Raw genomic sequence first — 22,737 nt, forward strand, 5'->3', positions numbered from 1 at the left:
CGTAGCGGCATCCGCCCATGCCGGAAAAATGCGAACCCGTCCTCAACACGGTCGTCGCCTCAACCTTTCCGGTCGCGCTGCCGTTCATTCTCGTAAAGGATCTGATCGCCGCGCTCGTCATTTCACGCGTGCTGACGCTGGCCATGCTGTTCGCCGCCGGCTTTGCGCTCGGCCGCTATACCGGCGCGGGCGCGATGAAGGCGGGCTTCGCCATGACGCTGCTGGGAGCCGTGCTGACAATGACGATCATTGCGCTGGGCGGTTGACCACAGGCGCTTCCAGCAGACATCCAAACTCCGCCGCGAATTCAACCGACACGCGCGCATGCACAGCACCTTGTTTGTCGAAGAATCGCTGGGTGCCTTCCAGCGTGAAGACGCCTTCGTGCCAGATGTTTGGGTGGATATAGAGCCCTTGCCGCCCATCAAAGCGAAAACAGACAAATTTCTCGGGCGTGATATCGTCGCCCGGCAATGACAGCGGCACATAGAAGGGCTTGTTATCGAGCGGAAAGAACAGTTGACCGCCGTCCGGATGATAGTTCGCATGCCAAAGCAACATGCGATCCGGCCTGTGCGTTGCATCTTCGCGCGCGTCTTGCGGGTCAGTCGCATACGCAAGAACGTAATGGCCGCCAACGGCTTCGTTGCTGCCATAGAGGATGTCGCCGCGCCATTCGCTGACAAACACGCCTTCAGTGGTCCCGCCTTCGTCCCCCGTACCGGGATCGATCGGTCTTTTTCCCGTAGCGGGCCATGGCACGATTTCGACCTCGCATTCAGCCGGGTCTGCAACCAGCTTGCCGTATCCTGCCAGCGTTGCAGGCGTCGCATCGACGACGGGCATCGTCACGCGACGCAGGCCGCGAGGAAGGCCGGGGTTGAGGTAATCGATTGCTTTGCTCATACCCATCTCATGAGTGATCCAGTGGATCATGAGCTTAGGACGCCGCGACATCGTCAGTCAAATTAATATGAATGCTATATTTGAACATTCATATTTATATCTTGAGAACCGACGATGGCCATGCGCTATTTCCAGCTCAGGGCGTTCGACGCGGTCGCTCGCGAGGGCAGCTTCACCCGCGCCGCGAGTCTGCTGGGTCTGACACAGCCAGCCATTACGACGCAGATCCGCAATCTCGAAGAGGACTGCAAGCAGGCGCTGTTCGTACGCACGAACGAGGGCGTCCACCTCACCGAAGCCGCCAGGCCGCTCTTCGACCTGACCCGGCAGATGTTTTCGACCGAGGAACAGATCGAGGACATGGTGAGCCAGGCGACGATGTTCCGCCACGGCAGCCTCAAGCTCGCCGCCGACGGGCCGCAGGTCGTGCTTCAGGTCGTGGCCGCATTTCGCAAGCACTATCCCGAGATCGAGATCTCCATTTCATTTGGCAGCCAGCGCGAGGTTTGGGACGATCTGATCGAATATCGCGTCGACGCGGCCGTGATCGGCAATGCCAAAAGCGACCCGCGCGTGGCCTCGATCCCCATTGCGCAACAGGACATGCGGGCACTCGTACCAAAGGGCCACGCGCTCGCGCGTTGTGCGAGCGTCTCGCTTGCCGATCTGGCTGCCTTTCCCGTGATTCGACGCGAAGCGGGTTCCAATACCCAGCGGATGGTCGACGAAGCCGCCCGGCGCGCCAAGGCTCAGCTTGTGACGGCCATGCAATTGGGAAGCCGCGAAGCGGTGATCGAAGCCGTCAGGCAGGGACTCGGCATCGGGTTCGTGCTTGAGCGCGAGGTGCCCGAGAGCAAGCGCACCATCGCGATCCCCGTCGATGAACTACGCGGCTGCAATATCGATTCGGTGGTCTGCCTTCACAGTCAGCGCAAGCGGGGAATCGTGCAGACCTTCCTGGGTGTCGCCGCCCTCGCCGCAAGCCTCCAGGAACCCGCTATCAACGCTGATGGTCAAGATTCTGCGGGTGCCGCGCCGCGGCAAAGAAAAACCAGCGCTCCGCCACGAGGCCGGCGTACTGAATAGCCGCCGCCGCGCACGCGCTCGCCAGCGTAAATACGTCCCACCACAGATGATTTTGCGGAAACAGATTGAGCGGATGATCGCGATTGCCGCCGATATAGCGCAGTTCGCCATCGCGCAGATGCACGCCAGTGCTGCAGTGGCGTGACGCATCATTGCCGGGGCGATTCTTACGGGTGCATCAGGAACGCAGCAATCGCCGCAGCTGCGAATGCACCCGCCGCGCAGACAAGGGCGACGGCGCGCATCGCCTCCAGGATGGCGTATGCATCGGAGCGCGACGCGAGCGTCCATACGAACACGATGCCCAGCACCGCAATCGCCAGCAGCCCGGCTACGCGCGCCACGGCATTGTTGATGCCGGAGGCGACGCCGGTGCGCTCGCTCGACACCGCGCCCATCACCACCGTCGTCAGCGGCGCGACCGTGATCGTCATGCCCAGCCCCAGTATCACGAGCGCCGGGAAGAAACCGGCCCAATAGCCGGCGCGCACGAAAGGCAACGCCAGCAATGCGAAGCCGATGCCCGCGATACCCGGCCCGGCCGTCAACAGCGCACGCGAACCGAAGCGGTTCGTCAGGCCGCCCGTGAAGCGCGATAGCAGGCCTATCGCGACCGGCACCGGCAGCAGTGCCGCGCCCGCATCGGTCGCGCTAAAGCCAAGCGCACGAATCAGTGCGAACGGCAGAAAAAAGAACGCGCCACCCAGCCCGAAGTAAAGCAGCAGCGTGACGAGATTGGCGGCGACGAAATCGCGCGAGCGGAACACATCGAGCGGCATCATGGGGTTGGCGCTGCGCGATTCGATCGCCACGAAGGCGCCAAGCACGAGCACGCCCGTGCCGATTGCGCCGGGCACGAGCGGATGAGCGAAGCCGCGCGTCGATGCCTGCGTCAGCCCGAAGGTGAGCGCCGCCAGCCCGGCGGCGGCGGTGATCGCGCCGGGCCAGTCGAGTTGCCGCGACGCATCCAGCTTGTGACTGTTGGGCACCGACGTTAAGGCCAGCGCAATCGTCAGCGCGGCAAGCGGCACGTTCAGAAAAAAGATCGCGCGCCACGAAAAAGCGTCGACGAGCCAGCCGCCCGCCACCGGCCCCACCGCCGAAGTGATCGCGCCCACGCCCGCCCAGGTGCCGATGGCCCGCCCGCGCGATGTATCGTCGAAGACCGCGCCGATGATCGAAAGACTGCTGGGCACGAGCAGCGCCGCGCCGACGCCTTGCACTGCACGCGCGGCGATCAGCGCGGCCGCGTCCGGCGCGAATCCGCATGCCGCCGACGCCAGCGTAAACAACGCGATGCCAACGATGAAAACCGTACGACGCCCGAGCAGGTCGCCCATCGACCCGCCAACCAGCACCAGCGAGCCGAGAAACAGCAGATACGCATCGACGACCCACTGCATCGCCGCGACGCTCGCACCCAGTTCGCGCTGAATCGACGGCAACGCCACGTTGACGACCGAGCCGTCGATAAAGGCCATGCTCGAACCCAGGATGGTCGCGGCGAGCGCGAGTCGCTTGTGCCGGCACGGGCGATCGACGCGGGTGGGCTGCGCGTGGATGACGAGCTTGTCGCACGGGCTGGCTTGCGCGGCGATCACGCGCGCGGCCTTCGGGGCGCGATCGAGAAGATCGGGGTGGGCCAAGTCCGCTCCCGTGCAGATCGATGGTGAGCAGAGTCTGTTCGCGCCGGCGAGGCAAGTCAACCCGCCCGCGATGCCCTAAACTCGCGGGCTTTTGTGCCGATATGCAGTGAAGGACGCTCAAAGCGTCGATATGAACTGAAGAATCGATGTACCGCCTGCCGCTTTCTACCGCCCTGATTTCCCTCGCCCTGGCGCAATTCGCCGGATGCGCCACCCAACCCGCCGTGCATCAGGCATCCGAACCGACGTACACCGGGCCGCGCATCACGCTGCACGCTGCGCCCGGCAACGCGGCACTAGCCGGGCTCGCCAGCAAGGATGAAACCTCCGCCATCGCGTACCTCAATGCGCGGCGCGCGGAACTGGGTCTGGGCGCGCTCGCATCCGATCCGCTGGTCGCCAAAGCGGCCGCCGCGCACGCCTCGTATCTGCAAACGAATCGCGCAACGGGCCACGAGGAAAGCGCCGGCTTGCCCGGTTTTTCAGCCGCCGACGTGACCGCGCGCGTGCGTTTGCATACGCAGACCGCGGGCGCCAGCGAAGTGTTCGCCGTCTACGGCGGACAGCGCGCGCCGCAGCGGCCAATCGCGGAGATTTTCGATTCGCCCTACCATCGCGGCGCGATGCTCTACGACTGGGCCCGCGCTGGCGAAGCGGTCGCTTCGGGCAATAGCGAGATCATCGTGGTCGATTTCGCGGACCCGCAGCCCGCCATCGGCGCCACCGAACTCGTGGCCTATCCCTACGACGGGCAGAAGGACGCGCCGCTCGCGTGGCAGGACATCGAGCAGCCGGACCCGATGGGCCCCGACACGCGCTATCGCGGCGCGGTGCTCGGCTACCCCATCACGCTCTCGGGCGGCACCAACGCCCACATCGAACTCGCCACCTTCGAGCTACGCGACGGCCATGGCAAGAAAGTGCGCTGCCAGATCGCGCCCCTGAGCGCCGCCGATGCCGGGCGCAACACGGCCGTCTGTACGCCATTCTCGCCATTGCGCCCGCAAACGACCTACACGGTGCATGCAACCGGCCGGCTCACGCAGCAATACGGCGTAGCAAACGCGCCCTTCGATCTGCAGTGGTCGTTCACCACCTCGGATCCGCATGAGCGCGCGTGGCTTGAGCAGCCGCACGCGTAACGCTGCGCTTCAAAGCCTCGCCTACACCTTGTAAGCCGGCAGGAACTGCGCAAGACGGGCGCCCATTTCCGCGCCCAGCACCTGCAGCGCATTGAATGGGCGAATCATCACCTCGAACTCGACAATGCGCCCCGTTTCGTCGAAGCGGATCATATCGATGCCCTTGAGCTGCTTGTCCTGCACCGTCGCGCTGAATTCCAGCACGATGTCGTGGCCATCGGCGCTGCTGAACTGGCGGTGATAGGTAAAGTCCTCGAAAATCGTGATCACCGTGCGCAACGCCATCAGCAACGCGGGCGCGGGACCGTACGGCTTGAATGCCATCGGCGAGCGGAACACGGCATCGGGATGAACGATCGACTCCAGCCTGCCAAGATCCTTGCTGACCACGAGTTCGTGCCAGATCGCCAGCGAGCGCGCCACGGCGGGCGGCAGATTCAGTGCTGCGTCGTTCATATGGACTCCGGATTGAATGTGAGGACGACTGCGTGCCTATAGCGAAGCGGCCAGCGTGGTGCCTTCGTGAATGGCGCGTTTCGCGTCGAGTTCCGCCGCCTTCGCGGCGCCGCCGATCACGTGAACCTTGCGGCCCGCGGCCTCCAGTTGATCGGCCAGTTCGCGCAGCGGCTCCTGCCCTGCGCAGATCACGACGTTATCCACGGCGAGCGTCTGCGGTACGCCGTCGATGCTCACATGCAGACCTTCATCGTCGATGCGCCGATACTCCACCGAAGACGACATGCCGACGCCGCGCACCTTCAATGCCGTGCGGTGAATCCAGCCCGTCGTCTTGCCGAGATTGTCGCCAACCTTCGAAGCGCGGCGCTGAAGCAGATGGACTTTGCGCGCAGCCGGCCCGGGCGCAGCGCGGCGCAGGCCGCCGCGTTCGGTGTAATGCGTATCCACGCCCCATTCGGCGAAGAACTTTTGCGCATCGAGACTCGCTGATTTGCCCTCATGCACAAGGTATTCGGCCACGTCGAAGCCAATGCCCCCCGCGCCCACAATCGCCACGTTCGAACCCACCTGCCTGCCGTCGCGCAATACGTCGAGATAGCCCAGCACCTTGGCATGCTGCGCGCCATCGATGTGCAGTTCACGCGGCAGCACGCCCGTCGCCACGACGATTTCATCGAAGCCTTCCTGCAGCAGGGCTTCGGCGCTCGCGCGCGTGTCCAGTCGCAACTCGACGCCGGTCAATTCGATCTGGCGACGGAAGTAACGCAGCGTTTCGTTGAATTCCTCCTTGCCCGGCACTTCTTTGGCGATATTGAACTGGCCGCCAATCTCGTGACCCGCTTCAAAGAGCGTGACCTTATGCCCACGGCTGGCCGCCGTCACCGCACAGGCGAGACCGGCCGGCCCCGCGCCCACGATGGCGACACGCCGGGTCTGCGTGGCCGGCTTGATGACGATTTCCGTCTCGTGGCACGCGCGCGGATTGACGAGGCAGGACGTCACCTTGCCCGCGAAGGTGTGGTCGAGACAGGCCTGATTGCAGCCGATGCAGGTATTGATCTCATCGGCGCGGCCCTCGCGCGCCTTGCGCACGAAATCGGCGTCGGCAAGGAACGGACGCGCCATCGACACCATATCGCACACGCCATCGGCGAGTAGCTGTTCGGCGAGTTCGGGCGTGTTGATGCGGTTGGTGGCCACCAGCGGCACCGACACCTTGCCCATCAGTTGCTGCGTAACCCAGGCCCACGCGCCGCGCGGCACCTTGGTGGCGATGGTGGGAATGCGCGCCTCGTGCCAGCCAATGCCGGTGTTGATGATGGTCGCGCCCGCCTGCTCGATGGCCTGGGCCAGCTGGATCACTTCCTCCAGGGTCGAGCCGCCCTCCACCAGATCGAGCATCGACAGCCGGTAAATGATGATGAACTGGCTGCCGGCGCGCTCGCGCACACGCCGCACGATCTCCACGGGAAAACGCATGCGGTTCTCATAGCTGCCGCCCCAGCGATCGGTACGATGATTGGTGCGACTCGCAATGAACTCGTTGATGAGGTAGCCCTCGGAGCCCATGATTTCCACGCCGTCGTAGCCCGCGTGCTGCGCCAGCGCCGCGCAGCGCACGAAGTCGTCGATGGTCTCCTCGACCTCTTCGTCGCTCAACGCGTGAGGCTTGAACGGGTTAATGGGGGCTTGCAGCGCACTGGGCGCAACCAGCATCGGCTGATACGAATAGCGGCCGAAATGCAGGATCTGCATGGCGATCTTGCCGCCTTCGGCGTGCACGGCGCGCGTGATGACGCGGTGCCGCCCGGCCTCCTCCTCGGTCGTCAGCATGGCGCCGCCGTGCATGGGGCGCGCGCGTTCGTTCGGCGCGATGCCGCCCGTCACGATCAGCCCCGCTTCGCCGCGCGCACGCTCCGCATAGAACGCGGCCATGCGCTCGAAACCGTTCGGCGCTTCTTCGAGGCCAACGTGCATGGAGCCCATCAACACGCGGTTTTTGAGGGTCGTGAAGCCCAGGTCGAGCGGACGCAGCAAGTGGGGATAGGGATTTGTCATGTTTATGCAACTGGTTGCATTAAGGTGCGCTCGATAATGCAACCAGTTGCATGGAGAGTCAAGCAGATGCGAGAATTTCGAAAACCTCCTCTATTCGACCCTCCCTGCCCCGATTTTCGGGCCGATGTGCCAACTGATCTGCATCGATGTCGCTTCCGCACGCCTTGCTTACCGCGCTGGTCGAACGGTCCTGCTCCGGATCGGAACTGGCTGCCCGCTTCGACCGTTCGATCGGCTATTTCTGGCACGCTACCCATCAGCAGATCTATCGGGAACTGGCGCGTCTGGAGGAAGCGGGTCTGATCGAATCGCTTCCGGAGCAATCCACCCGGGGGCGCAAACGCGCATACCGGATCCTGGCGGCCGGGCGCGATGAGTTGAGGGCCTGGGTCGCGCAGGAAGACGAGCCAGCCGCACTGCGCGATGAATTCATGGTTCGCCTGCGCGCCGAAGCCGCCGTCGGGCCGACCGGACTGGACGAAGAAGTTCGCCGACGTATCGGCCTGCATGAAGCGAAACTCGCGCTATACCGGGAAATCGAGCAAAAAGACTTCCCCACCGAGCCGCAGGATCGCGAAACCGCCCTGCACCATCTGGTTTTGCGCGCCGGGGTTCGCTACGAGGAAAACTGGCTTGAGTTACTGAAGGAGGCACAGGCCGCGTTGCAAATGCCACTTCGCACGAGCAGACCGGAACGAAACAGGCCAAAGCGGAAATAGTCACGAGATTGGCAAGCAGAGCCGGGCCAGCCGTCCACGCTTGCGGTCGATGGCGGTATAACAGGCGCTGTCGGCTAAACTCGCCGATTATCGGCTTTCAAAGCGTCAGGTCATCCCATCATGAATAGCAGTTCAAAAAGCGGCCTCGTCTATTCGACGGAGGGCGGCCGCATGTGCCCCGAATGCAGACGCCCGCTGGCGCAATGCGTCTGCAAGGCAACGGCCAGGGCGTGCCCGGCAGGCGACGGCATCGCCCGCGTCAGCCGCGAGACCAAGGGCCGGGGCGGCAAGAGCGTCACCATCGTCAAAGGCCTGGCGCTCGATCCCGATGCGCTGGCCGCATTGGGCAAACAGTTGCGTACGGCCTGCGGATCGGGCGGTACGGTCAAAGACGGCGTCATCGAAATACAGGGCGACCATTGCGAGCGCGTCATGGACGCGCTCAAAAAAGCCGGCCATAGCGTAAAGCGGGCCGGCGGCTGAAGAGGAACACATGAAGAAAGCAAAACCGAAACTCACGCGTCTGGATGCCGAACGGCTTTTCGAAGGACTGCCCGCTACGAGCGTCAAAACGTCGAGCCGGCCCGAGAACCCGTTCGAAGCCTCGCCTTTTGCCGAGGTGAAACGCCCCCCGCTTCCCGACGACGAATCCCGGCTCTGGAAAGACAACCTCATTACGTTGCCGGCAGGGATCGAACTGCCTGCGGGCTATAAGTCGGTCTCCGCCATGCGCGAGGCGATGGCGCGCGCGTGGCGCATGAAGTGGGTGCGGGAAGGCACCCATGAGGTCGTTGCCGAATTTCCCGAAGGCTGGTCAGCGGTTCGCCCGCCGAGCGGCCCGATCGAGTTGCGCGATGCCGCTGGCGTGGTTCGCGCACTGTACGGCTGGGCCGAAGACGCCGAAGTCAGAATCCTGCCCAGATACCAGCTCGAAGCGCAGGCCAACAGCACCAGCGGGCTGGGCAGCCTGATCGTGCGCGACCGCGAAACCAACCGGATTCTGGAGCGATCCGCAACCTGGTCGGCGAAAACGGGAACGCACCATCCAGACTGGCACAAGCTGTCCGTGTGGCTCGACGCCAACTATCCGCAGCACCAGGATCCGCTGCGCTACTGGAAGGATTGCGAAGACAATCTCGCGGCCTAGCTCGCTGCCTGGACGGCGTCTTTGAGCCAGGGCATTTCCACGGGCGACACCACCAGTTGCCGCCCCTCTCGCGCCAGTTCGAAAATAAAGCCGACCAGGATCATCGAGTCGGCATAGGGGATCGGGAATACGTGCGGATTCTCCGCGCCAGGCAGCGCACGCGTGGGCGTGTTCGCCGTCGACGCAGCGTTCTCGCGCACGCTCTCCAGCTCGTCGGCCATCGCCTGGCCGCTGAGCTTGACGACGCGGCTGCGCAGATCGCTGAAGGGCTCGATGCGCGCAGCGTCTTCGTTGAATTCGGGCACTTCGTAAATGAACCAGGACATTTGCCTCTCCCACAAAAAAGGGAGCCATTCTAACAGCGCGTCAGAGCGGGCCAGGCCCGCTCTTCCACGGTATTTAGCGGCTATTTGTGCAACCACGGATCGATCTGGGCCACGACGTAATCGGCGATGAGCCGTTGCAGATGCGTGCCCGGATGATAGGCGTCGGCGAACATATAGATCTCGTCGGCATGCGGTGAAACATAGGTCGCGCGCGAACAGAAAAGCGCGCTGGCGTCGTCGGCCTGGAATGCCGCGGGCAGACTGGCGGGCGCGCAGGCTACGTTGGTGCCGACGCTGCCGTCGTAGCGAAAGCCCAGTTGGCGATAGTTCTTCGATACCTCGTCGATGAACGTGAAGGCGTCGATGCGCAGCACGGCAGGCGAGGCGGGCAGCGCGTCATCCAGCGCGGCGTTGAATGCCTGGGCCATGCGCCGAAGCACTTTCGCCGAGCCCGGCAATTGTTGATCAAGCAGGTTGGCAATCGGCGCCTTGCTGATATCGGGCACGTTCTGCACCACGATATGGGTCGCGCCGTGCTGTTGCACGTTATGCACCAGTTCCCCCAGTTGCTGCGCCGCCTGCTTCAGCGAAGGCAAGACGGCCTGCAAGGAGGCGTTGGGATTGCCGCCGTTCGCCACCATGCCCGCCCATGCCGCATAGGCATCCTGCAAGTCGTTCGCGCCGCCCTGCATCAGCACGAGTTGCTGACCGTTGAAACGCGTATGGGCCTGAAGATAGGCCGAAACCTGCGAAGTCAGCGGCGTCTGCAACTCGCCGGTATCGCCGGTCGCATCGCCTGGGTTCGGCGGCGCGGCCACTCGCGCGCCGCCTTGCGCATAGCCGGTTCCATCGGGATGCACCACACCCGGCTGGCCGAAGCCGCCCGTCAATGCGGGCGCCAGGCTCGAACCATAGTGCTGCGCGACGAGCGCTACGGAAATCGCACCTGGATTGGTCGTGTAGGTTCCACCGCCAAACTGGCGGGCATACGCGTACGTGCCAACGTCTGAAAGACTATCGCCGAACGACACGACCTGGTAACGGCCTCGCTGCGACGCGGACGAATCCGCCAATGCGTTCGACGTGAAGGACAGGCTAATGACACCGGCTGCCAGCGCAAGGCACGCGAAACGACGGACTGTCTGCATGGGACGCTCCTAAGATTGGACGGTATCGAAGCATAACCGCGCCGCTCGCTTCCTGGTATCAGGGCGGCCAGAGTTTGCGATCGGCGCGCGCTGACCGGTAAATATGCGAATCAGTAAGTGCCGCCGCGAATCAAACTCTTTCGTCAACTTCCCGTATTGAGTTGCTCGATATATTTCTAAATATTCATCAATCCCATTTGCATTCGATATGCATTCGAATAATCCCCTGACGCGACCGGGCCGAAGATCCTCTTTTCTGAAAACAGACTGGCAATGCTATTATCAGTAGCCTTTTAACAAAACAGATAACCTGGACACCGAAACAAACTCGTTGCGCCGCACGGGGACTAGCGCGCACGTGAATGGCCTGGATCGGTGGAAAAGCGCTTTATGGAGACCTGGCTTTAAATGAATGTTGAATTTGCGCATTCATCAGATGAATTCGCCCCGCATACAGTCATCAATGCCGGTGCGAAACCCGCGCTTCCATTACAAAAGACCCGCCTTTGACCATGGCATCGAAAACCGTCGAAACCCAGAATGTCGTCTCCGTCGGCAGCAAGATCCGGTCGCTGCGCCAGCGGCAGGGCCGCACCCTCGACGATATCGCGACCCTCTCGCAGCTTTCCAAACCCTTTCTCTCGCAGGTCGAGCGCGATCACGCCAGCCCGTCGATCACCTCGCTGGTGAGCATCGCCAAGGCGCTGGGCGTGCCGGTCAGCTATTTCGTCGATACGCCCACCGAAGAAGGCTGCGTGCGACGCCATAAAGATCTGCAGTACTTCGCCTTCGCCGATTCGACCAATCTGTTCGCGCGTCTTTCCAACCAGTCGGGCGGACGCCAGCTCGAAGCGATACTCGTGCGTTTGCCGCCGGGCCAGCAGCGCAGCGAGGTCACCACGCATGCGGGCGAGGAATTCGTCCACGTGCTCAGCGGCGAAGTGACGATCACGCTGGAAGGCAAATCGTTCCTGCTAGGAGCGGGCGATAGCGCCCATTACGAATCGACGGTGCCGCACAGCTGGACGAATTTGCGCGACGAGGAAGCCGTGCTGGTCTGGGTGGGCACGCCACGGCTTTTCTGAGTGCGTGCGCGGCGCAAGCTGCGCTCACGCACGCGAGCGGATCAATGGGTACTTTCCTCGAAGGCAGGTTCGCCTCGCGCGGATCTGCGTCTGCCGCGCAGCCCGCCCGACCTCCCCGCGATGCGCTTGGGCGGGCGCGTGGCCACCGCGCAATACAGCACCGGAGCAAACACCAGCCCGAGCGCCGTCGCCGCCAGCACGCCGCCCAGCACACCCGTGCCGATCGAATGGCGGCTCTCCGCGCCCGCGCTGTGCGAAAGCGCCAGCGGCACGACGCCCAGCACGAAGGCCGCCGATGTCATCACGATCGGCCTGAGCCGCTCCGCGCACGCGGCCACCACGGCCGGGCCCGCGCGCAGACCGCGTAGACGCCTGGCGTTCGCCGCCTGCACGATCAGGATCGCGTTCTTGGCCGTCAGCCCGACCACCGTTACGAGCCCCACCTTGAAGTAGATGTCGTTGGGCAGCCCCCGCATCAGCATCGCCACGACTGCGCCGAGCGTGCCCAGCGGCACCACCAGCAGCACCGCGGCGGGCGTGATCCAGCTTTCGTACAGCGCGGCCAGCACCATGAACACCGCCAGTACCGATAGGCCCAGCAGCAAGGGCGTATCGCGCGCGGCCTCGATCTGCTCGAAGGCGGTGTCGGTCCATTCGTAGGCGACGCCCGAGGGCAGATCGCCGGCCAGCCGCTCCATCTCCGCCATGGCGTCACCCGAACTGTGGCCAGACGACTCGCGCCCGCTCACGTCGAGCGACGGATAGCCGTTGTAGCGCGTGAGCATCACCGGCCCGCGCGTCCAGCGCGTCGTCGCCAGCGCCGAAAGCGCCACCGTCGAGCCGGTGCCCGTCTGCACCGGCAGGTCGAGCAGTTGCCGGTCGGCCATGCGCGCGCCCGCATCGGCGGACACGATCACGCGGCGCATGCGCCCGCCCGCCGGGAAGTCGTCCACATAGGTCGAGCCGAAGGTGGTGCTCAGCAGATCGGCGATATTGCCAAACGGCACGCCGAACGCGTAAGCCTTCGCGCGGTCGATATCGAGCGCGACGCGCGGCGCGTCCGGCAGATCCTCCGAATGCACGCCCGCCAGCACCGGGCTTTTCGCAGCCGCATCGATCAACTGGCCGCGTGCCGCCTTCAGCGCCTCCATGCCCACGCCGCCGCGATCCTCCAGCCGGAACGTGAAGCCTTCCGCATGGCCGATACCGGGCACCGGCGAAGGCAGCGTGGCCTCCACGTCGCCGTCGAGAATCGCGCCGAACCTGTCGTTGAGCCGGTCGCGCAAGACCTGCGCGCTCATCGAACGATGCTCCCAGTCCTTGAGATCGACGAACGCCATGCCCACGTTCTGTCCACTGCCCGCGAAGCTCCAGCCCACCACGCTCGTCACGTTATCGACGGCGCTTTCATTGCGCAGGATCTGCTCCACGCGCTGCACGACCGCCAGCGTACGGGCCTGGGTCGCGCCCGCGGGCAGCTGGATCATCACCTGTAGCTGGCCTTCGTCCTCGGCGGGCAGGAAGCCTTGCGGCATCTGCCAGTAGAGCCACGCCACCGCGCCAATCAGCAACACGTAGATCGCCAGCACGCGGCGGCTGCGACGCAACAGCTTCAGCACGAGGCCACGATACCCACGCGACACACGCGCGGCGCGCGACGTGCCATGCGCCTCGATATGCTTCGGTTTCCTGAGCATGCTCGCGCACAACGCAGGCGTAAGCGAGAGCGCCATGAACGACGACACCAGCATCGATGCAATCATCGCCACTGCGAACTGTCGATAGATGCCGCCCACATTGCCGGTGAAGAACGCCATCGGCACGAACACGGCCGTGAGCACCGCCGTCACGCCGACGATCGCCCCGCCGATGCGCGACATGGCGCGCCGGGTCGCCTCGCGCGGCGCGAGCCCTTCTTCGTGCATCGCGCGGTGCACGCTCTCCACCACCACGATGGCGTCATCGACCAGAATACCGATCGCCAGCACGAGCCCGAAAAGCGTGAACACATTGATCGACATGCCGCCCATATAGAGCGCGAGAAACGCGCCCATCAGCGTGACCGGGATCACGACGGTGGGCACCAGCGTCGCCCGCAGATCGCGCAGGAACAGCCACATCACGCAGAACACCAGCACGATGGCTTCGAGCAGCGTGATCACCACTTCGCGGATCGCCACGCGCACGAAATGAGCGCTGTCGAACGGGATTTCCACGGCGACGCCCGGCGGCAGATGCTTCGACAATTCAGCAAGCCGCGCACGAATCGCGTCCGAGGTTTCGAGCGCATTGCCGCGCGGCCCGAGCTGAATGCCCACCGTCGCGGCAGGCCGCCCGTTCAACCGCGAGAAGAACGAATAGTCGCTGCGGCCCAGCTCCACGCGCGCGATGTCGCGCATGTGCACGATCGAGCCATCGGGCTTGGCCTTGAGCACGATATCGCCGAACTGCTGCGGCGTATCGAGCTGCCCCGTCACATCGACCGAAGCGCTGGTCTGCTGGCCGGGCGCAAACGGCGCATCGCCGATCGTGCCCGCCGTGACCGGTGCGTTCTGCGCCGTGATCGCGCTCGTCACCTCGCCTGCGGTGAGACCGTATTCGCGCAGGCGCCACGGATCGACCCAGATGCGCATGGCTTCGTCCGAGTCCCACAGTTCCGCCTCGCCCACGCCGGGCGCGCGTTTGAGTTCGCGTAGCAGATAACGGTTGAGATAGTCCGCGAGCTGCGCGGAGTCGCGCGAGCCGTCCGTCGAAGTGAGCGCCACCAGCATCAGGAACGTATTGGACGCCTTCACGGCGTTCACGCCCTGCTGCACGACCGCTTGCGGCAAACGGGCTTCGATCTGCTTGATGCGGTTCTGCACATCGACCAGCGCAATATCCGGATTGGTCGCCGGCGCGAACGTCACGTCGATCTCCAGATTGCCGAGACCGTCGCTGGTGGTTTCGTAATAAAGCATGCCGTCCGCACCGTCGAGACTTTCCTCGATGATGCTGGCGACGTTGTCGTCCACGGTTTGCGCCGACGCGCCCGGATAGGACGCGATCACCACGATGCGCGGTGGCGAAAGACGCGGGTATTGCGCCACCGGCAATTGCGTGATGGCGAAGGCGCCCGCCACCATGACCGCCAGCGCGATCACCCACGCGAACACCGGTCTGTCGATAAAAAAGAAAGGCACGCGTGGCGTCCTGGGTCAGAAAGCGATGGGAGGCTCGATGTGCTCAGCTGCACCGGCGAATGCAGGCGCAGGCGCAAGCCGCGCCATGTGGAGCACATCGTGCAATGCCCCGTCGCGGATCGCATAGGCCCGCGCACGCGCCTCCACTTCAAAACCAAAGCGGCGATACAGCCCGATCGCGGGCGCATTGTCCGCGAAGACCTGAAGCTCGATACGGCGCAGGCCGAACGCGGTATCGGCGGCGTCGATCAGCGCGCCCATCAGCAACGCGCCCACGCCACGCCCCTGAAACGCGTCGTGCACGCCAATGCCAAGCGAGGCGCAATGTGAACGCCGCCCGTCATGCGCCATCAACTCCGCCTGGCCGATCACGCGTCCCTCGTGTTCGGCGACGATCGACGTTCTGTCAACCTTGCTGTTTTCGAGCCATGCGCGGAGTCCTTCGGCGGTGCGATAGCCGTGCGAAAGCGTGCCGCGCCGCACGCCGGGGAGATTCATCAGATCGGCCATCGCCTGGCAGTCGTCGAGTTCGGCGGCGCGCAAACGCACGCTCTGCGCGAAGGCGCTGCGGGCCGTGAAGGCATCGGTGCGGCGATTCATGATGCGTCACTCCCCGCCAGGCTTTCAACATACGGAAGCGGCGCGCGCAGACGCGCCATCAGATAGGCGTCCACATACGCGCCGTCGCGCAACGTATGGCCGCGCAGCCGCCCTTCAATCTCGAAGCCGCGTTTGTGATAAAGCGCGATGGCCGCATCGTTATCGACGAACACCCTGAGTTCGAGCCGGCGCAGGCCGAGCCAGTTGTCGGCCAGATCGAGCATTTCGTCCACCAGACGCGTGGCCACGCCGCGCCGGCGCCAGTCGCCATGCACGCCTATGCCGATTTCCGCCACATGCGCGCGGCGCGTCTTGCCGATGTCGACCTGCCCTCCGCCCACGAGGCGCTCGCCCGCAAACGCGCCGATCATCACCAGTTGTGGCGGGCGCTTTTCGATCCATTCGCGTGTCGATGCCAGCGTGCGGAACGGCGTCTGCGGGTCGCCGCGCGCCATCGACGGCGCATAGATCAGCGCGTGCAACTGCGCGGCGTCGCTCGCGCGAATGCCGCGCAGCGTGAGCGCGTCGCCGCCAACTCCCGCCTCCTGAATTGTGTTGTTCGACATCGGCGCATCCTTGTTGTTGTTCGTTTTCTCTGCGTTTGCTGACTGCGATTCCGTCACTCGATTGGCGCGCAGGCGCGCGCCCTCTCGAAGCACGCGCCGCGCCACTTCGCGCGCTACAGCACAAGTTCGAACGACTTCACGAGCGCGCCCGGCAATTGCAGGCCGCCGGTCGCGCGCTGTCCCCAGGTGGAATCCGAGAGCAGCAACTCGGGCTGCGCACCGAGCGCTTCGAGCCGCTCGCCGAGCAGGCCGTAGAGGTTGTCGTCGAAGCGCATGGCGTCGACGGGCGCGACGATCTCGCCGTCCTCCACCCAGAAGGTCGCGAAGCGCGTCATGCCGGTCAGGCGGCAATTCATGCGGTCCGAAAAATTCACGTACCAGAGATTGCCGATATAGAGCCCCGTGCCGATCCGCGCAAGCACGTCGTCCTGCGCGAGGTCGCCGCCCGCCATCGACAGCGACGTGGGCATTTCCTGCGGCAGCGCGCCGTTGGGTTCGAGCCCGTACTCGCGCGCCGAACGCGCACTGACGAGCCGTCCCACGCTGCGCCCGGCATCGATCAGCGGCACGCTTGCACGCAGATAGCCGTCGTCGTTGAACCCGGGCGCGATGCCAAGGTCCAGCGATTCGACCAGCGACACGCGCGCATCAAAGGCGGCCGCGTCGGTATTGAGCTTGTAAAGCGGGCTGGTGGACGACGCCTGGGCGCGCGCCGAAAAGCCGTTCCACGACGCCGCTTCCACGAGTTCGGAAAGCGCAGCAGGTGCGAGCCACGCGCGATAGCCGCCGGGCGTGAGCACACGCGGCGCGCGCAGCAGCACGGGCAGACGCTGCGCCGCCGTACGCACCTTATCGACGAACACAGCATCGTCCCAGGCGTCGCCCGCGTAGCTCGTCTTGATCGCGCGGCCGTTGGGCTGATAGAGCGACCAGCTGAAATTGAAGTTCTCGACTTCGTACCAGCCGCGGCTGCCCGTGGTCGATGCGAAGCCGCGCGCGAGCGTGCCGCCCGCATAAAAGCCCACGAAATCCAGCCCTTTTGCCGCCTGCGCGACGAGTTCGACCAGCGCCTGCGGATCGGGCAAACGGCCATCGCGGCGCGTGCTGCGCGTCCACGTACTCGTGTCGAACAACAGATGCGGATCGTCGGGCGCATCGAGCAGGCTTTCGCGCAACGACGCCAGCGCGTCGGACACGTCGCTCACATCGGCATGCGCATCGCCGCCCAGGTCGAAGGTGAAATACGCCTGACGCGCGCCGTGCACGAGGCGCAGCGTGAGACGCCCCTGCTCCACCTGGCCGCTCTGACGCACCTTGCCCGCATTGAAGCGGATGAAATCGGACTGCTCGCCCGCGAAGGCGCTCAGCACGGTTTCGCCGGGACGGCACAGGCGCTCGATCGCCTCGGCGAGCATGGTGAAATGCGCGTGCCAGTCGATGGCCTCGATACCGCGAGTGGAAAGCAATTCGGCCATCATGCCCCTCCAAACACTTCGACATCGGAAAACACGCAGGCGGGCGAGGCATGGCCCACGCGGATCACCTGGGCGGGTTCGCCCTTGCCGCACATCGGCGTGCCGAACACGCCACGTGTGGAAGCATCGCCGACCGCCGACAGCCCGCGCCAGAAGCTCGCGGAAATGCCGCGATAGCCGGGCCGCTTGACCACCTGCGTGAGCTTGCCGTTTTCGATCAGCTGGCCGAATTCGCAGCCAAACTGGAATTTGTTGCGATGGTCGTCGATCGACCACGAGGTATTGGTCTTCATCAGGATGCCGTGCTCGATGCCCGCGATCATCTGGTCGAGCGACTGATCGCCCGGTTCGATGTTGAGGTTCGCCATGCGGTCGATGGGCGGCCGGTTCCAGTTGGCCGCACGCGAATTCGCCACGCCGGGCAACCCCGCGCGCTGCTGCGAGAGCGCGCCGCCAAGCGCACGCTCCAGCACGCCCGCGCGAATCAGATATTGCTTGCTGGCCGCGCTGCCGTCGTCGTCGAAGGCGTAAGCGGCGGCTTCCTCGCGCAAGTCGGGATCGAAGGTGACGTTGAGCAGCGCCGATCCATACTGGTAGTGGCCGAACATCTCCGGCTTCACGAAGCTCCAGCCCGCGAAATTGCGCTCGTCGCCCAGAATGCGGTCGAGTTCGAGCGGATGGCCGATCGACTCGTGGATCTGCAACATCATCTGGTCGGGCATGAGCAGCAGATCGCGCCGCCCGCTCGGGCAATTGGGCGCGGCGAGCAGTTGCAGCGCTTCGTCGGCCACGCGCGCGCCAGAGCCATCGAAACCATAGCGCGCCAGAATCTCCATGCCGCCCTGCGCCAGCGTGCCGTAATGGCCGTTGAGCGTGCGCTCCTGGGTGTCGCCATCGGCGTGCGCGACGGCGGAAAGGCTCGGCATCAGAAAACGGAACTGCTGGTCGATGCGCACGCCATCGCTCGTCAGATAGAGCTGGTCGCTTTGCGTGACCTGCATGCCCGCAATGCGCTCGACGATGCGCGCATCGACATTGGCGGCCGCGCATTCGTGCGCCAGCCGTTCGAGCCATTCGCGCCGCGACGGCAGCGCAGCTTGCGCATTCGGCGACACATAGCTGCCGCTTTGCGCGGGTCGTTCAATCCGGCGATGGTCGATCAGCGCGTGCGATGCGCCCGCCTGGGCGCGTGCCGTGGCAATCTCCAGCGCGCGCTGCAAACCGGCCGCGGAAAGATCGGCGGTGGCGGCATAGCCCGCGCCCGCGCCGGCCCACGCCGTGACCATCGCGCCGCGTTCTCGCACCTGGCGCGCGGGCAGCGCCACGTCGTTGCGCACGCAATGGTCGTCGGTGCGTTCATCGACGAAGCGCACCGACCAGAAGTCGGCCGCGCTGCGCAATCCGCGCGCGGCCAGGGTCCAGCGTTCTTCCATCATGCAACGTTCTCCTTGAGTACAGCCGGACCCTGCAGCAGCGAAGCCGCGAGCAGCGATTGCGTGTAGGGGTGGGCGGGTGCATCGAGCACGGCCAGCGTGTCGCCCTGCTCGACGATGCGCCCGCCTTTCATGACGATCACGCGGTGCGCCATCGCGCGCATCACCGCCAGATCGTGCGTAATGAACAGATAACTCAGACGATACCGCTTCTGCAGGTCGGTGAGCAACGCCAGCACCTGCTTCTGGATCGATACGTCCAGCGCGCTGGTGGGTTCGTCGAGCACGATCAACTCGGGTTCGACCGCCAGCGCCCGCGCAATCGCGATGCGCTGGCGCTGGCCGCCCGAGAACTCATGCGGATAGCGGATCATCGCTTCGGCGGGCAATCCCACTTCTTCGAGCAGCCCGCCGATGCGGCGGCGCTTCGCGTCTGCCTGCATCGACGGCTGATGCACCGTGAGTCCCTCGCCCACGATCTGCTCGATCGTCATGCGCGGCGACAGCGAGCCAAACGGGTCCTGAAACACCACCTGCATGCGCCGATACAGCGCCTGGCGCGCCTGCGCGCCTTTCAACGAGGCCAGCGGCTGGCCGTCGATGCGGACCTCGCCCGCCGCGGCGCCCTGCAAGCCTAGCACCGTCGATGCGAGCGTGGATTTGCCCGAGCCCGATTCGCCGACCACCCCCAGCGTTTCGCCGCGCCGCAGCGTGAGATTGGCATCCTGCACCGCGCGAAACGCCGAACTGCCGAACAAGGAGCGCCAGCCCTTGCCCGCCGTGCGGTAATCGACGGCCAGATCCTTGACGTCGAGAATCACCGGCGCGTCCGCCGCGACCGGCTGCACCGCGCGCGCCGGCTCGCTGTCGAGCAGACGGCGCGTGTAGGGATGCTGCGGATTCGAAAATAGCGCATCGGTGGTGTTGGTCTCCACCAGCACGCCCTTCTCCATCACCGCCACGCGCTGCGCGAAACGGCGCACCAGGTTCAGGTCGTGCGTGATGAGCAGCACGGCCATGCCGCGCGCCGCCGCTTCCTGCTCCTGCAATTCCAGCAACAGATCGACGATCTGCTGACGAACCGTCACATCGAGCGCCGTGGTGGGTTCGTCGGCGAGCAGCAGGCGCGGGCGGCAGGCCAGCGCCATCGCGATCATCGCGCGTTGCCGCTGGCCGCCTGAAAGCTGATGCGGGAAGCTGTCGATGCGCCGTTCCGGCTCGGGAATGCCGGTGCGCCGCAACAGTTCGATGCCCCGCGCGCGCGCCGCGTTCGGACGCAAGCCTTCGTGCAGACGCAGGCTCTCGGCGATCTGCTTGCCGATGGTGAACAGCGGATTGAGCGCCGTCATCGGCTCCTGAAACACCATCGCGATGTCGCCGCCGCGAATGCCGCGCATCTGCCGTTGCGTCTGCTGCAGCAGATCCACGCCGTCGAACAGCATGCGCCCGCTCAACTGCGCCTGGGCGACGAGGCCGAGAATCGACAAGGCCGTGACGCTCTTGCCCGAGCCCGATTCGCCCACCAGCGCCACGCGCTCGCCGCGCCCGATCGCGAGACTCAAATCGCGCACGGCAAGCCGGTCGCCGAAGCGCACCGAAAAATCCTGAATATCCAGCAACGGTGCGCTCATCATTTGCCTCCGCCGAAAGCCGAGCCGCGTGTGCGCGTATCGAGCGCATTGCGCAGCGCGTCGCCCATAAAGGTCAGCAGCAGCAGCGTGATGACCAACGCCGCAAAGGCCGAAATCGAAATCCACCAGGCGTCGAGATTATTCTTGCCCTCCTGCAGCAGTTCACCGAGGCTCGGCATCGGCGGCGGCACGCCCAGACCGAGAAAATCCAGGCTGGTAAGCGAGAGAATCGCCGCGCTCATGCGAAACGGCAGGAACGTGATGACCGGCGTGAGGCTATTGGGCAGGACGTGACGCCACATGATCTGCCAGTTCGACAAGCCCATCGTGCGCGCCGCCTTCACGTAATCGAGCGAGCGGTTGCGCAGGAATTCGGCGCGCACGTAATCGGACAGTACCAGCCAGCCGAACATCGAAAGCAAAATGAACAGCAGCCACAACGACGGCTCGAAGATCGACGCGAAGATAATCAGCAGATAGAGATCCGGCAGCGAACTCCAGATCTCGATCAGGCGCTGGCCGATCAGATCGGTGCGCCCGCCATAGAAGCCCTGCACCGCGCCCGTGAGCACGCCGAGCAGCACGCCCGAGACCGTGAGCGCGAACGCCATCAGCACCGATAAACGGAAGCCGTAAAGCAGGCGCGAAAGTACGTCGCGGCCAAACTGGTCGGTGCCCAGCCAGTTGCTCGCCGAGGGCGGCGCGGGGTACGGGCGCGCGGCGAAATAGTCGATCGTGTCGTAACGGTAATGATTGGGCGGATAGAGCGCGAAATTGCCGTGCGTGGTCAGCCGCGAGCGGATATACGGATCGAGATAATTGGTCTGCGCCGGGAAATCGCCGCCAAACAGCGTTTCCGGGTAGTCCTTCACGATCGGGAAATAGTAGTGCCCGTCATAGCGCACCACGAGCGGCCGGTCGTTCGACAGCACTTCGCCAAACAGGCTGACGACGAACAGCGCCATGAAGATCACGAGGCTCCAGTAGCCAAGCCGCTGCGCGCGAAAGCGCAGCCAGGTGCGGCGCCACGGCGAAACCGGCTTCGCGTGCGCGATCGCTGCGGAATCAGCGGTCCAGCCGGTGGAACTGGATGCGGGGGTCGACGAGGACATAGCAGACATCGGCAATGAGTTTGGTGACGAGAGCGATCAGCGTGAAAAGAAAGAGCGAGCCGAGCACGACGGGGTAATCGCGGCGGATCACCGAGTCATACGAAAGCTGCCCCATGCCGTCGAGCGAAAAGAGCGTTTCGATCAGGAGATTGCCGTTCAGGAACGCGCCCACGAATGCGGCGGGCAAACCCGTGACGAGCGGAATCGCCGCGTTGCGCAACACGTGCTTCCACAGCACGTCGCGCTCGGGTGCGCCCTTGGCGCGTGCGGTCAATACGTACTGGCGGCCGATCTCCTCCAGAAAGGTGTTCTTGGTGAGGATGGTAACGATGGCGAAGTTGCCCACCACCGATGCCGTGACCGGCAGCACGATATGCCACAGATAGTCGAGCAGCTTGCCGATGGCGCTCAGGTCGTCGAAGTTATCGGAGGTCAGGCCGCGCATCGGAAACACCTGCCAGAAGGTGCCGCCGCCAAACAGCATCAGCAGCAGCACGCCCAGCACGAAGCCCGGAATCGCGTAGCCCGCGAGCACCAGCACGCTCGTGACGGTGTCGAAGCGCGAGCCGTTGCGCACCGCCTTCGCAATGCCCAGCGGCACCGATATCAGATACGTGAGCATCACCGTCCATAAGCCCAGCGAGATCGACACCGGCAGCTTGGCGCGGATCACCTGCCACACGCTCGCGTGCTGATAGTAGGACTGGCCCAGATCGAAGCTGGCGTAGTCCTTGAGCATCATGAAATAGCGCGTGAGCGGCGGCTTGTCGAAGCCGAACTGCTTCTTGATCTGTTCGATCTGCTGCGGGTCCACGCCCTGGCTGCCGTGATAGCCGCCCGCGCCCGCGCCCACTTCGCCGCCGCGCGCGCCGCTGCCGTGACGCAATTGCGTGAGCACCTGCTCGACCGGGCCGCCCGGGACGAACTGCGTGACGATGAACGTGACCGTCACCACGCCGAGGATGGTGGGCACCATCAGCAAAAGACGTCTGAGAATATAGGCGTACATGCTGCTC

At 64.6% G+C, this 22,737-nt stretch carries 19 protein-coding genes and 3 pseudogenes; 7 read left to right on the top strand and 15 right to left on the bottom strand.

All coding sequences use genetic code 11. From position 1 onward, the window contains the following. Window positions 1–50: 50 nt before the first annotated feature. Window positions 51–266, top strand: a pseudogene (locus F4827_RS19180) (hypothetical protein); the annotation flags it as partial. Here the strand turns inward: F4827_RS19180 and F4827_RS19185 are convergent. Then, window positions 247–906 carry an ureidoglycolate lyase gene (locus F4827_RS19185; protein WP_183725976.1) on the bottom strand — a complete coding sequence of 220 codons (660 nt, stop codon included), beginning with the start codon at window positions 904–906 and terminating at the stop codon, window positions 247–249. The pseudogene F4827_RS19180 and the gene F4827_RS19185 overlap by 20 nt on opposite strands. A 120-nt stretch (window positions 907–1,026) precedes the next feature. Between F4827_RS19185 and F4827_RS19190 the strand changes: the two are divergent. Then, window positions 1,027–1,854: pseudogene (locus F4827_RS19190) on the top strand (LysR substrate-binding domain-containing protein); the annotation flags it as partial. Between the two features lie 52 nt (window positions 1,855–1,906). On the opposite strand, the pseudogene F4827_RS35415 reads toward F4827_RS19190, so the two are convergent. Together F4827_RS35415 and F4827_RS19195 are read right to left on the bottom strand one after the other, a co-directional pair. Then, window positions 1,907–2,026: pseudogene (locus tag F4827_RS35415) on the bottom strand (DMSO reductase); the annotation flags it as partial. Between the two features lie 133 nt (window positions 2,027–2,159). Beyond that, entirely contained in the window at window positions 2,160–3,638 is a 1,479-nt protein-coding gene (locus F4827_RS19195; RefSeq protein ID WP_183725980.1) for an MFS transporter, read from the bottom strand. Between the two features lie 146 nt (window positions 3,639–3,784). Here F4827_RS19195 and F4827_RS19200 point away from each other — a divergent pair, with 146 nt between their 5' ends. Further along, the gene (locus F4827_RS19200) at window positions 3,785–4,780 is read left to right on the top strand and encodes an Ig-like domain-containing protein (protein ID WP_260175305.1); all 996 of its coding nucleotides are present in this window, start codon (window positions 3,785–3,787) and stop codon (window positions 4,778–4,780) included. 21 nt (window positions 4,781–4,801) lie between these two features. On the opposite strand, the gene F4827_RS19205 is transcribed toward F4827_RS19200, so the two are convergent. Both F4827_RS19205 and F4827_RS19210 read right to left on the bottom strand, forming a co-directional pair. Then, complete coding sequence (locus tag F4827_RS19205) at window positions 4,802–5,236, bottom strand: nuclear transport factor 2 family protein (protein ID WP_183725983.1); 435 nt, start codon at window positions 5,234–5,236, stop codon at window positions 4,802–4,804. Between the two features lie 36 nt (window positions 5,237–5,272). Continuing rightward, window positions 5,273–7,297, bottom strand: a complete 2,025-nt coding sequence (locus F4827_RS19210; RefSeq protein WP_183725985.1) for an NADPH-dependent 2,4-dienoyl-CoA reductase — start codon at window positions 7,295–7,297, stop codon at window positions 5,273–5,275. 146 nt (window positions 7,298–7,443) lie between these two features. On the opposite strand from F4827_RS19210, the gene F4827_RS19215 reads away from it, so the two are divergent. The 3 genes from F4827_RS19215 to F4827_RS19225 all read left to right on the top strand — a co-directional run bounded on the left by F4827_RS19215 (window position 7,444) and on the right by F4827_RS19225 (window position 9,163). Then, window positions 7,444–8,016 carry a PadR family transcriptional regulator gene (locus F4827_RS19215; protein WP_183725987.1) on the top strand — a complete coding sequence of 191 codons (573 nt, stop codon included), beginning with the start codon at window positions 7,444–7,446 and terminating at the stop codon, window positions 8,014–8,016. 120 nt (window positions 8,017–8,136) lie between these two features. Next, window positions 8,137–8,499 (top strand): translation initiation factor Sui1, encoded by a 363-nt coding sequence (locus tag F4827_RS19220; RefSeq protein ID WP_183725989.1) that lies wholly within the window; start codon window positions 8,137–8,139, stop codon window positions 8,497–8,499. Between the two features lie 10 nt (window positions 8,500–8,509). After that, the gene (locus F4827_RS19225) at window positions 8,510–9,163 is read left to right on the top strand and encodes a hypothetical protein (RefSeq protein WP_183725991.1); all 654 of its coding nucleotides are present in this window, start codon (window positions 8,510–8,512) and stop codon (window positions 9,161–9,163) included. Here F4827_RS19225 and F4827_RS19230 read toward each other — a convergent pair. Both F4827_RS19230 and F4827_RS19235 read right to left on the bottom strand, forming a co-directional pair. Further along, on the bottom strand, window positions 9,160–9,489 hold the full coding sequence (locus tag F4827_RS19230; RefSeq protein WP_183725993.1) for a helicase: 330 nt from the start codon (window positions 9,487–9,489) through the stop codon (window positions 9,160–9,162). The two genes, F4827_RS19225 and F4827_RS19230, sit on opposite strands and share 4 nt — an antisense overlap. 80 nt (window positions 9,490–9,569) lie before the next feature. Further along, complete coding sequence (locus F4827_RS19235) at window positions 9,570–10,637, bottom strand: SGNH/GDSL hydrolase family protein (RefSeq protein WP_183725995.1); 1,068 nt, start codon at window positions 10,635–10,637, stop codon at window positions 9,570–9,572. 512 nt (window positions 10,638–11,149) lie between these two features. Here F4827_RS19235 and F4827_RS19240 point away from each other — a divergent pair. Further along, window positions 11,150–11,722, top strand: a complete 573-nt coding sequence (locus tag F4827_RS19240) for a cupin domain-containing protein (protein ID WP_183725997.1) — start codon at window positions 11,150–11,152, stop codon at window positions 11,720–11,722. A 41-nt stretch (window positions 11,723–11,763) separates the two neighbouring features. Here the strand turns inward: F4827_RS19240 and F4827_RS19245 are convergent, their stop codons facing one another. The 8 genes from F4827_RS19245 to F4827_RS19280 all read right to left on the bottom strand — a co-directional run bounded on the left by F4827_RS19245 (window position 11,764) and on the right by F4827_RS19280 (window position 22,730). After that, the gene (locus F4827_RS19245) at window positions 11,764–14,904 is read right to left on the bottom strand and encodes a multidrug efflux RND transporter permease subunit (protein WP_183725999.1); all 3,141 of its coding nucleotides are present in this window, start codon (window positions 14,902–14,904) and stop codon (window positions 11,764–11,766) included. A gap of 15 nt (window positions 14,905–14,919) precedes the next feature. Further along, a complete protein-coding gene (locus F4827_RS19250; protein ID WP_183726001.1) occupies window positions 14,920–15,504 on the bottom strand; it encodes a GNAT family N-acetyltransferase in 585 nt (194 codons plus the stop codon). Continuing rightward, complete coding sequence (locus tag F4827_RS19255; protein ID WP_183726004.1) at window positions 15,501–16,070, bottom strand: GNAT family N-acetyltransferase; 570 nt, start codon at window positions 16,068–16,070, stop codon at window positions 15,501–15,503. The genes F4827_RS19250 and F4827_RS19255 overlap by 4 nt, the downstream gene beginning before the upstream one ends. 113 nt (window positions 16,071–16,183) lie before the next feature. Beyond that, a complete protein-coding gene (locus tag F4827_RS19260; RefSeq protein WP_409258816.1) occupies window positions 16,184–17,548 on the bottom strand; it encodes a TldD/PmbA family protein in 1,365 nt (454 codons plus the stop codon). Then, a complete protein-coding gene (locus F4827_RS19265; RefSeq protein WP_183726006.1) occupies window positions 17,545–18,981 on the bottom strand; it encodes a TldD/PmbA family protein in 1,437 nt (478 codons plus the stop codon). Before F4827_RS19265 ends, F4827_RS19260 begins: the two co-directional genes overlap by 4 nt. After that, window positions 18,978–20,609, bottom strand: a complete 1,632-nt coding sequence (locus tag F4827_RS19270; RefSeq protein ID WP_183726008.1) for an ABC transporter ATP-binding protein — start codon at window positions 20,607–20,609, stop codon at window positions 18,978–18,980. Before F4827_RS19270 ends, F4827_RS19265 begins: the two co-directional genes overlap by 4 nt. Next, window positions 20,609–21,721, bottom strand: a complete 1,113-nt coding sequence (locus tag F4827_RS19275) for an ABC transporter permease (RefSeq protein ID WP_183726010.1) — start codon at window positions 21,719–21,721, stop codon at window positions 20,609–20,611. Before F4827_RS19275 ends, F4827_RS19270 begins: the two co-directional genes overlap by 1 nt. Continuing rightward, a complete protein-coding gene (locus F4827_RS19280) occupies window positions 21,675–22,730 on the bottom strand; it encodes a microcin C ABC transporter permease YejB (protein ID WP_183726012.1) in 1,056 nt (351 codons plus the stop codon). The genes F4827_RS19275 and F4827_RS19280 overlap by 47 nt, the downstream gene beginning before the upstream one ends. Between the last annotated feature and the right edge of the window lie 7 nt (window positions 22,731–22,737).

The organism is Paraburkholderia bannensis (assembly GCF_014200455.1).
In the GTDB taxonomy this organism is placed as follows: domain Bacteria; phylum Pseudomonadota; class Gammaproteobacteria; order Burkholderiales; family Burkholderiaceae; genus Paraburkholderia; species Paraburkholderia bannensis_A.

Coding starts and splice junctions, on each gene's coding strand:
- F4827_RS19185 (WP_183725976.1), bottom strand. CDS start 906: ATGAGCAAAGCAATCGATTACCTCAACCCCGGCCTTCCTCGCGGCCTG.
- F4827_RS19200 (WP_260175305.1), top strand. CDS start 3,785: ATGTACCGCCTGCCGCTTTCTACCGCCCTGATTTCCCTCGCCCTGGCG.
- F4827_RS19205 (WP_183725983.1), bottom strand. CDS start 5,236: ATGAACGACGCAGCACTGAATCTGCCGCCCGCCGTGGCGCGCTCGCTG.
- F4827_RS19210 (WP_183725985.1), bottom strand. CDS start 7,297: ATGACAAATCCCTATCCCCACTTGCTGCGTCCGCTCGACCTGGGCTTC.
- F4827_RS19215 (WP_183725987.1), top strand. CDS start 7,444: ATGTCGCTTCCGCACGCCTTGCTTACCGCGCTGGTCGAACGGTCCTGC.
- F4827_RS19220 (WP_183725989.1), top strand. CDS start 8,137: ATGAATAGCAGTTCAAAAAGCGGCCTCGTCTATTCGACGGAGGGCGGC.
- F4827_RS19225 (WP_183725991.1), top strand. CDS start 8,510: ATGAAGAAAGCAAAACCGAAACTCACGCGTCTGGATGCCGAACGGCTT.
- F4827_RS19230 (WP_183725993.1), bottom strand. CDS start 9,489: ATGTCCTGGTTCATTTACGAAGTGCCCGAATTCAACGAAGACGCTGCG.
- F4827_RS19235 (WP_183725995.1), bottom strand. CDS start 10,637: ATGCAGACAGTCCGTCGTTTCGCGTGCCTTGCGCTGGCAGCCGGTGTC.
- F4827_RS19240 (WP_183725997.1), top strand. CDS start 11,150: ATGGCATCGAAAACCGTCGAAACCCAGAATGTCGTCTCCGTCGGCAGC.
- F4827_RS19250 (WP_183726001.1), bottom strand. CDS start 15,504: ATGAATCGCCGCACCGATGCCTTCACGGCCCGCAGCGCCTTCGCGCAG.
- F4827_RS19255 (WP_183726004.1), bottom strand. CDS start 16,070: ATGTCGAACAACACAATTCAGGAGGCGGGAGTTGGCGGCGACGCGCTC.
- F4827_RS19260 (WP_409258816.1), bottom strand. CDS start 17,548: ATGATGGCCGAATTGCTTTCCACTCGCGGTATCGAGGCCATCGACTGG.
- F4827_RS19265 (WP_183726006.1), bottom strand. CDS start 18,981: ATGATGGAAGAACGCTGGACCCTGGCCGCGCGCGGATTGCGCAGCGCG.
- F4827_RS19270 (WP_183726008.1), bottom strand. CDS start 20,609: ATGAGCGCACCGTTGCTGGATATTCAGGATTTTTCGGTGCGCTTCGGC.
- F4827_RS19275 (WP_183726010.1), bottom strand. CDS start 21,721: ATGTCCTCGTCGACCCCCGCATCCAGTTCCACCGGCTGGACCGCTGAT.
- F4827_RS19280 (WP_183726012.1), bottom strand. CDS start 22,730: ATGTACGCCTATATTCTCAGACGTCTTTTGCTGATGGTGCCCACCATC.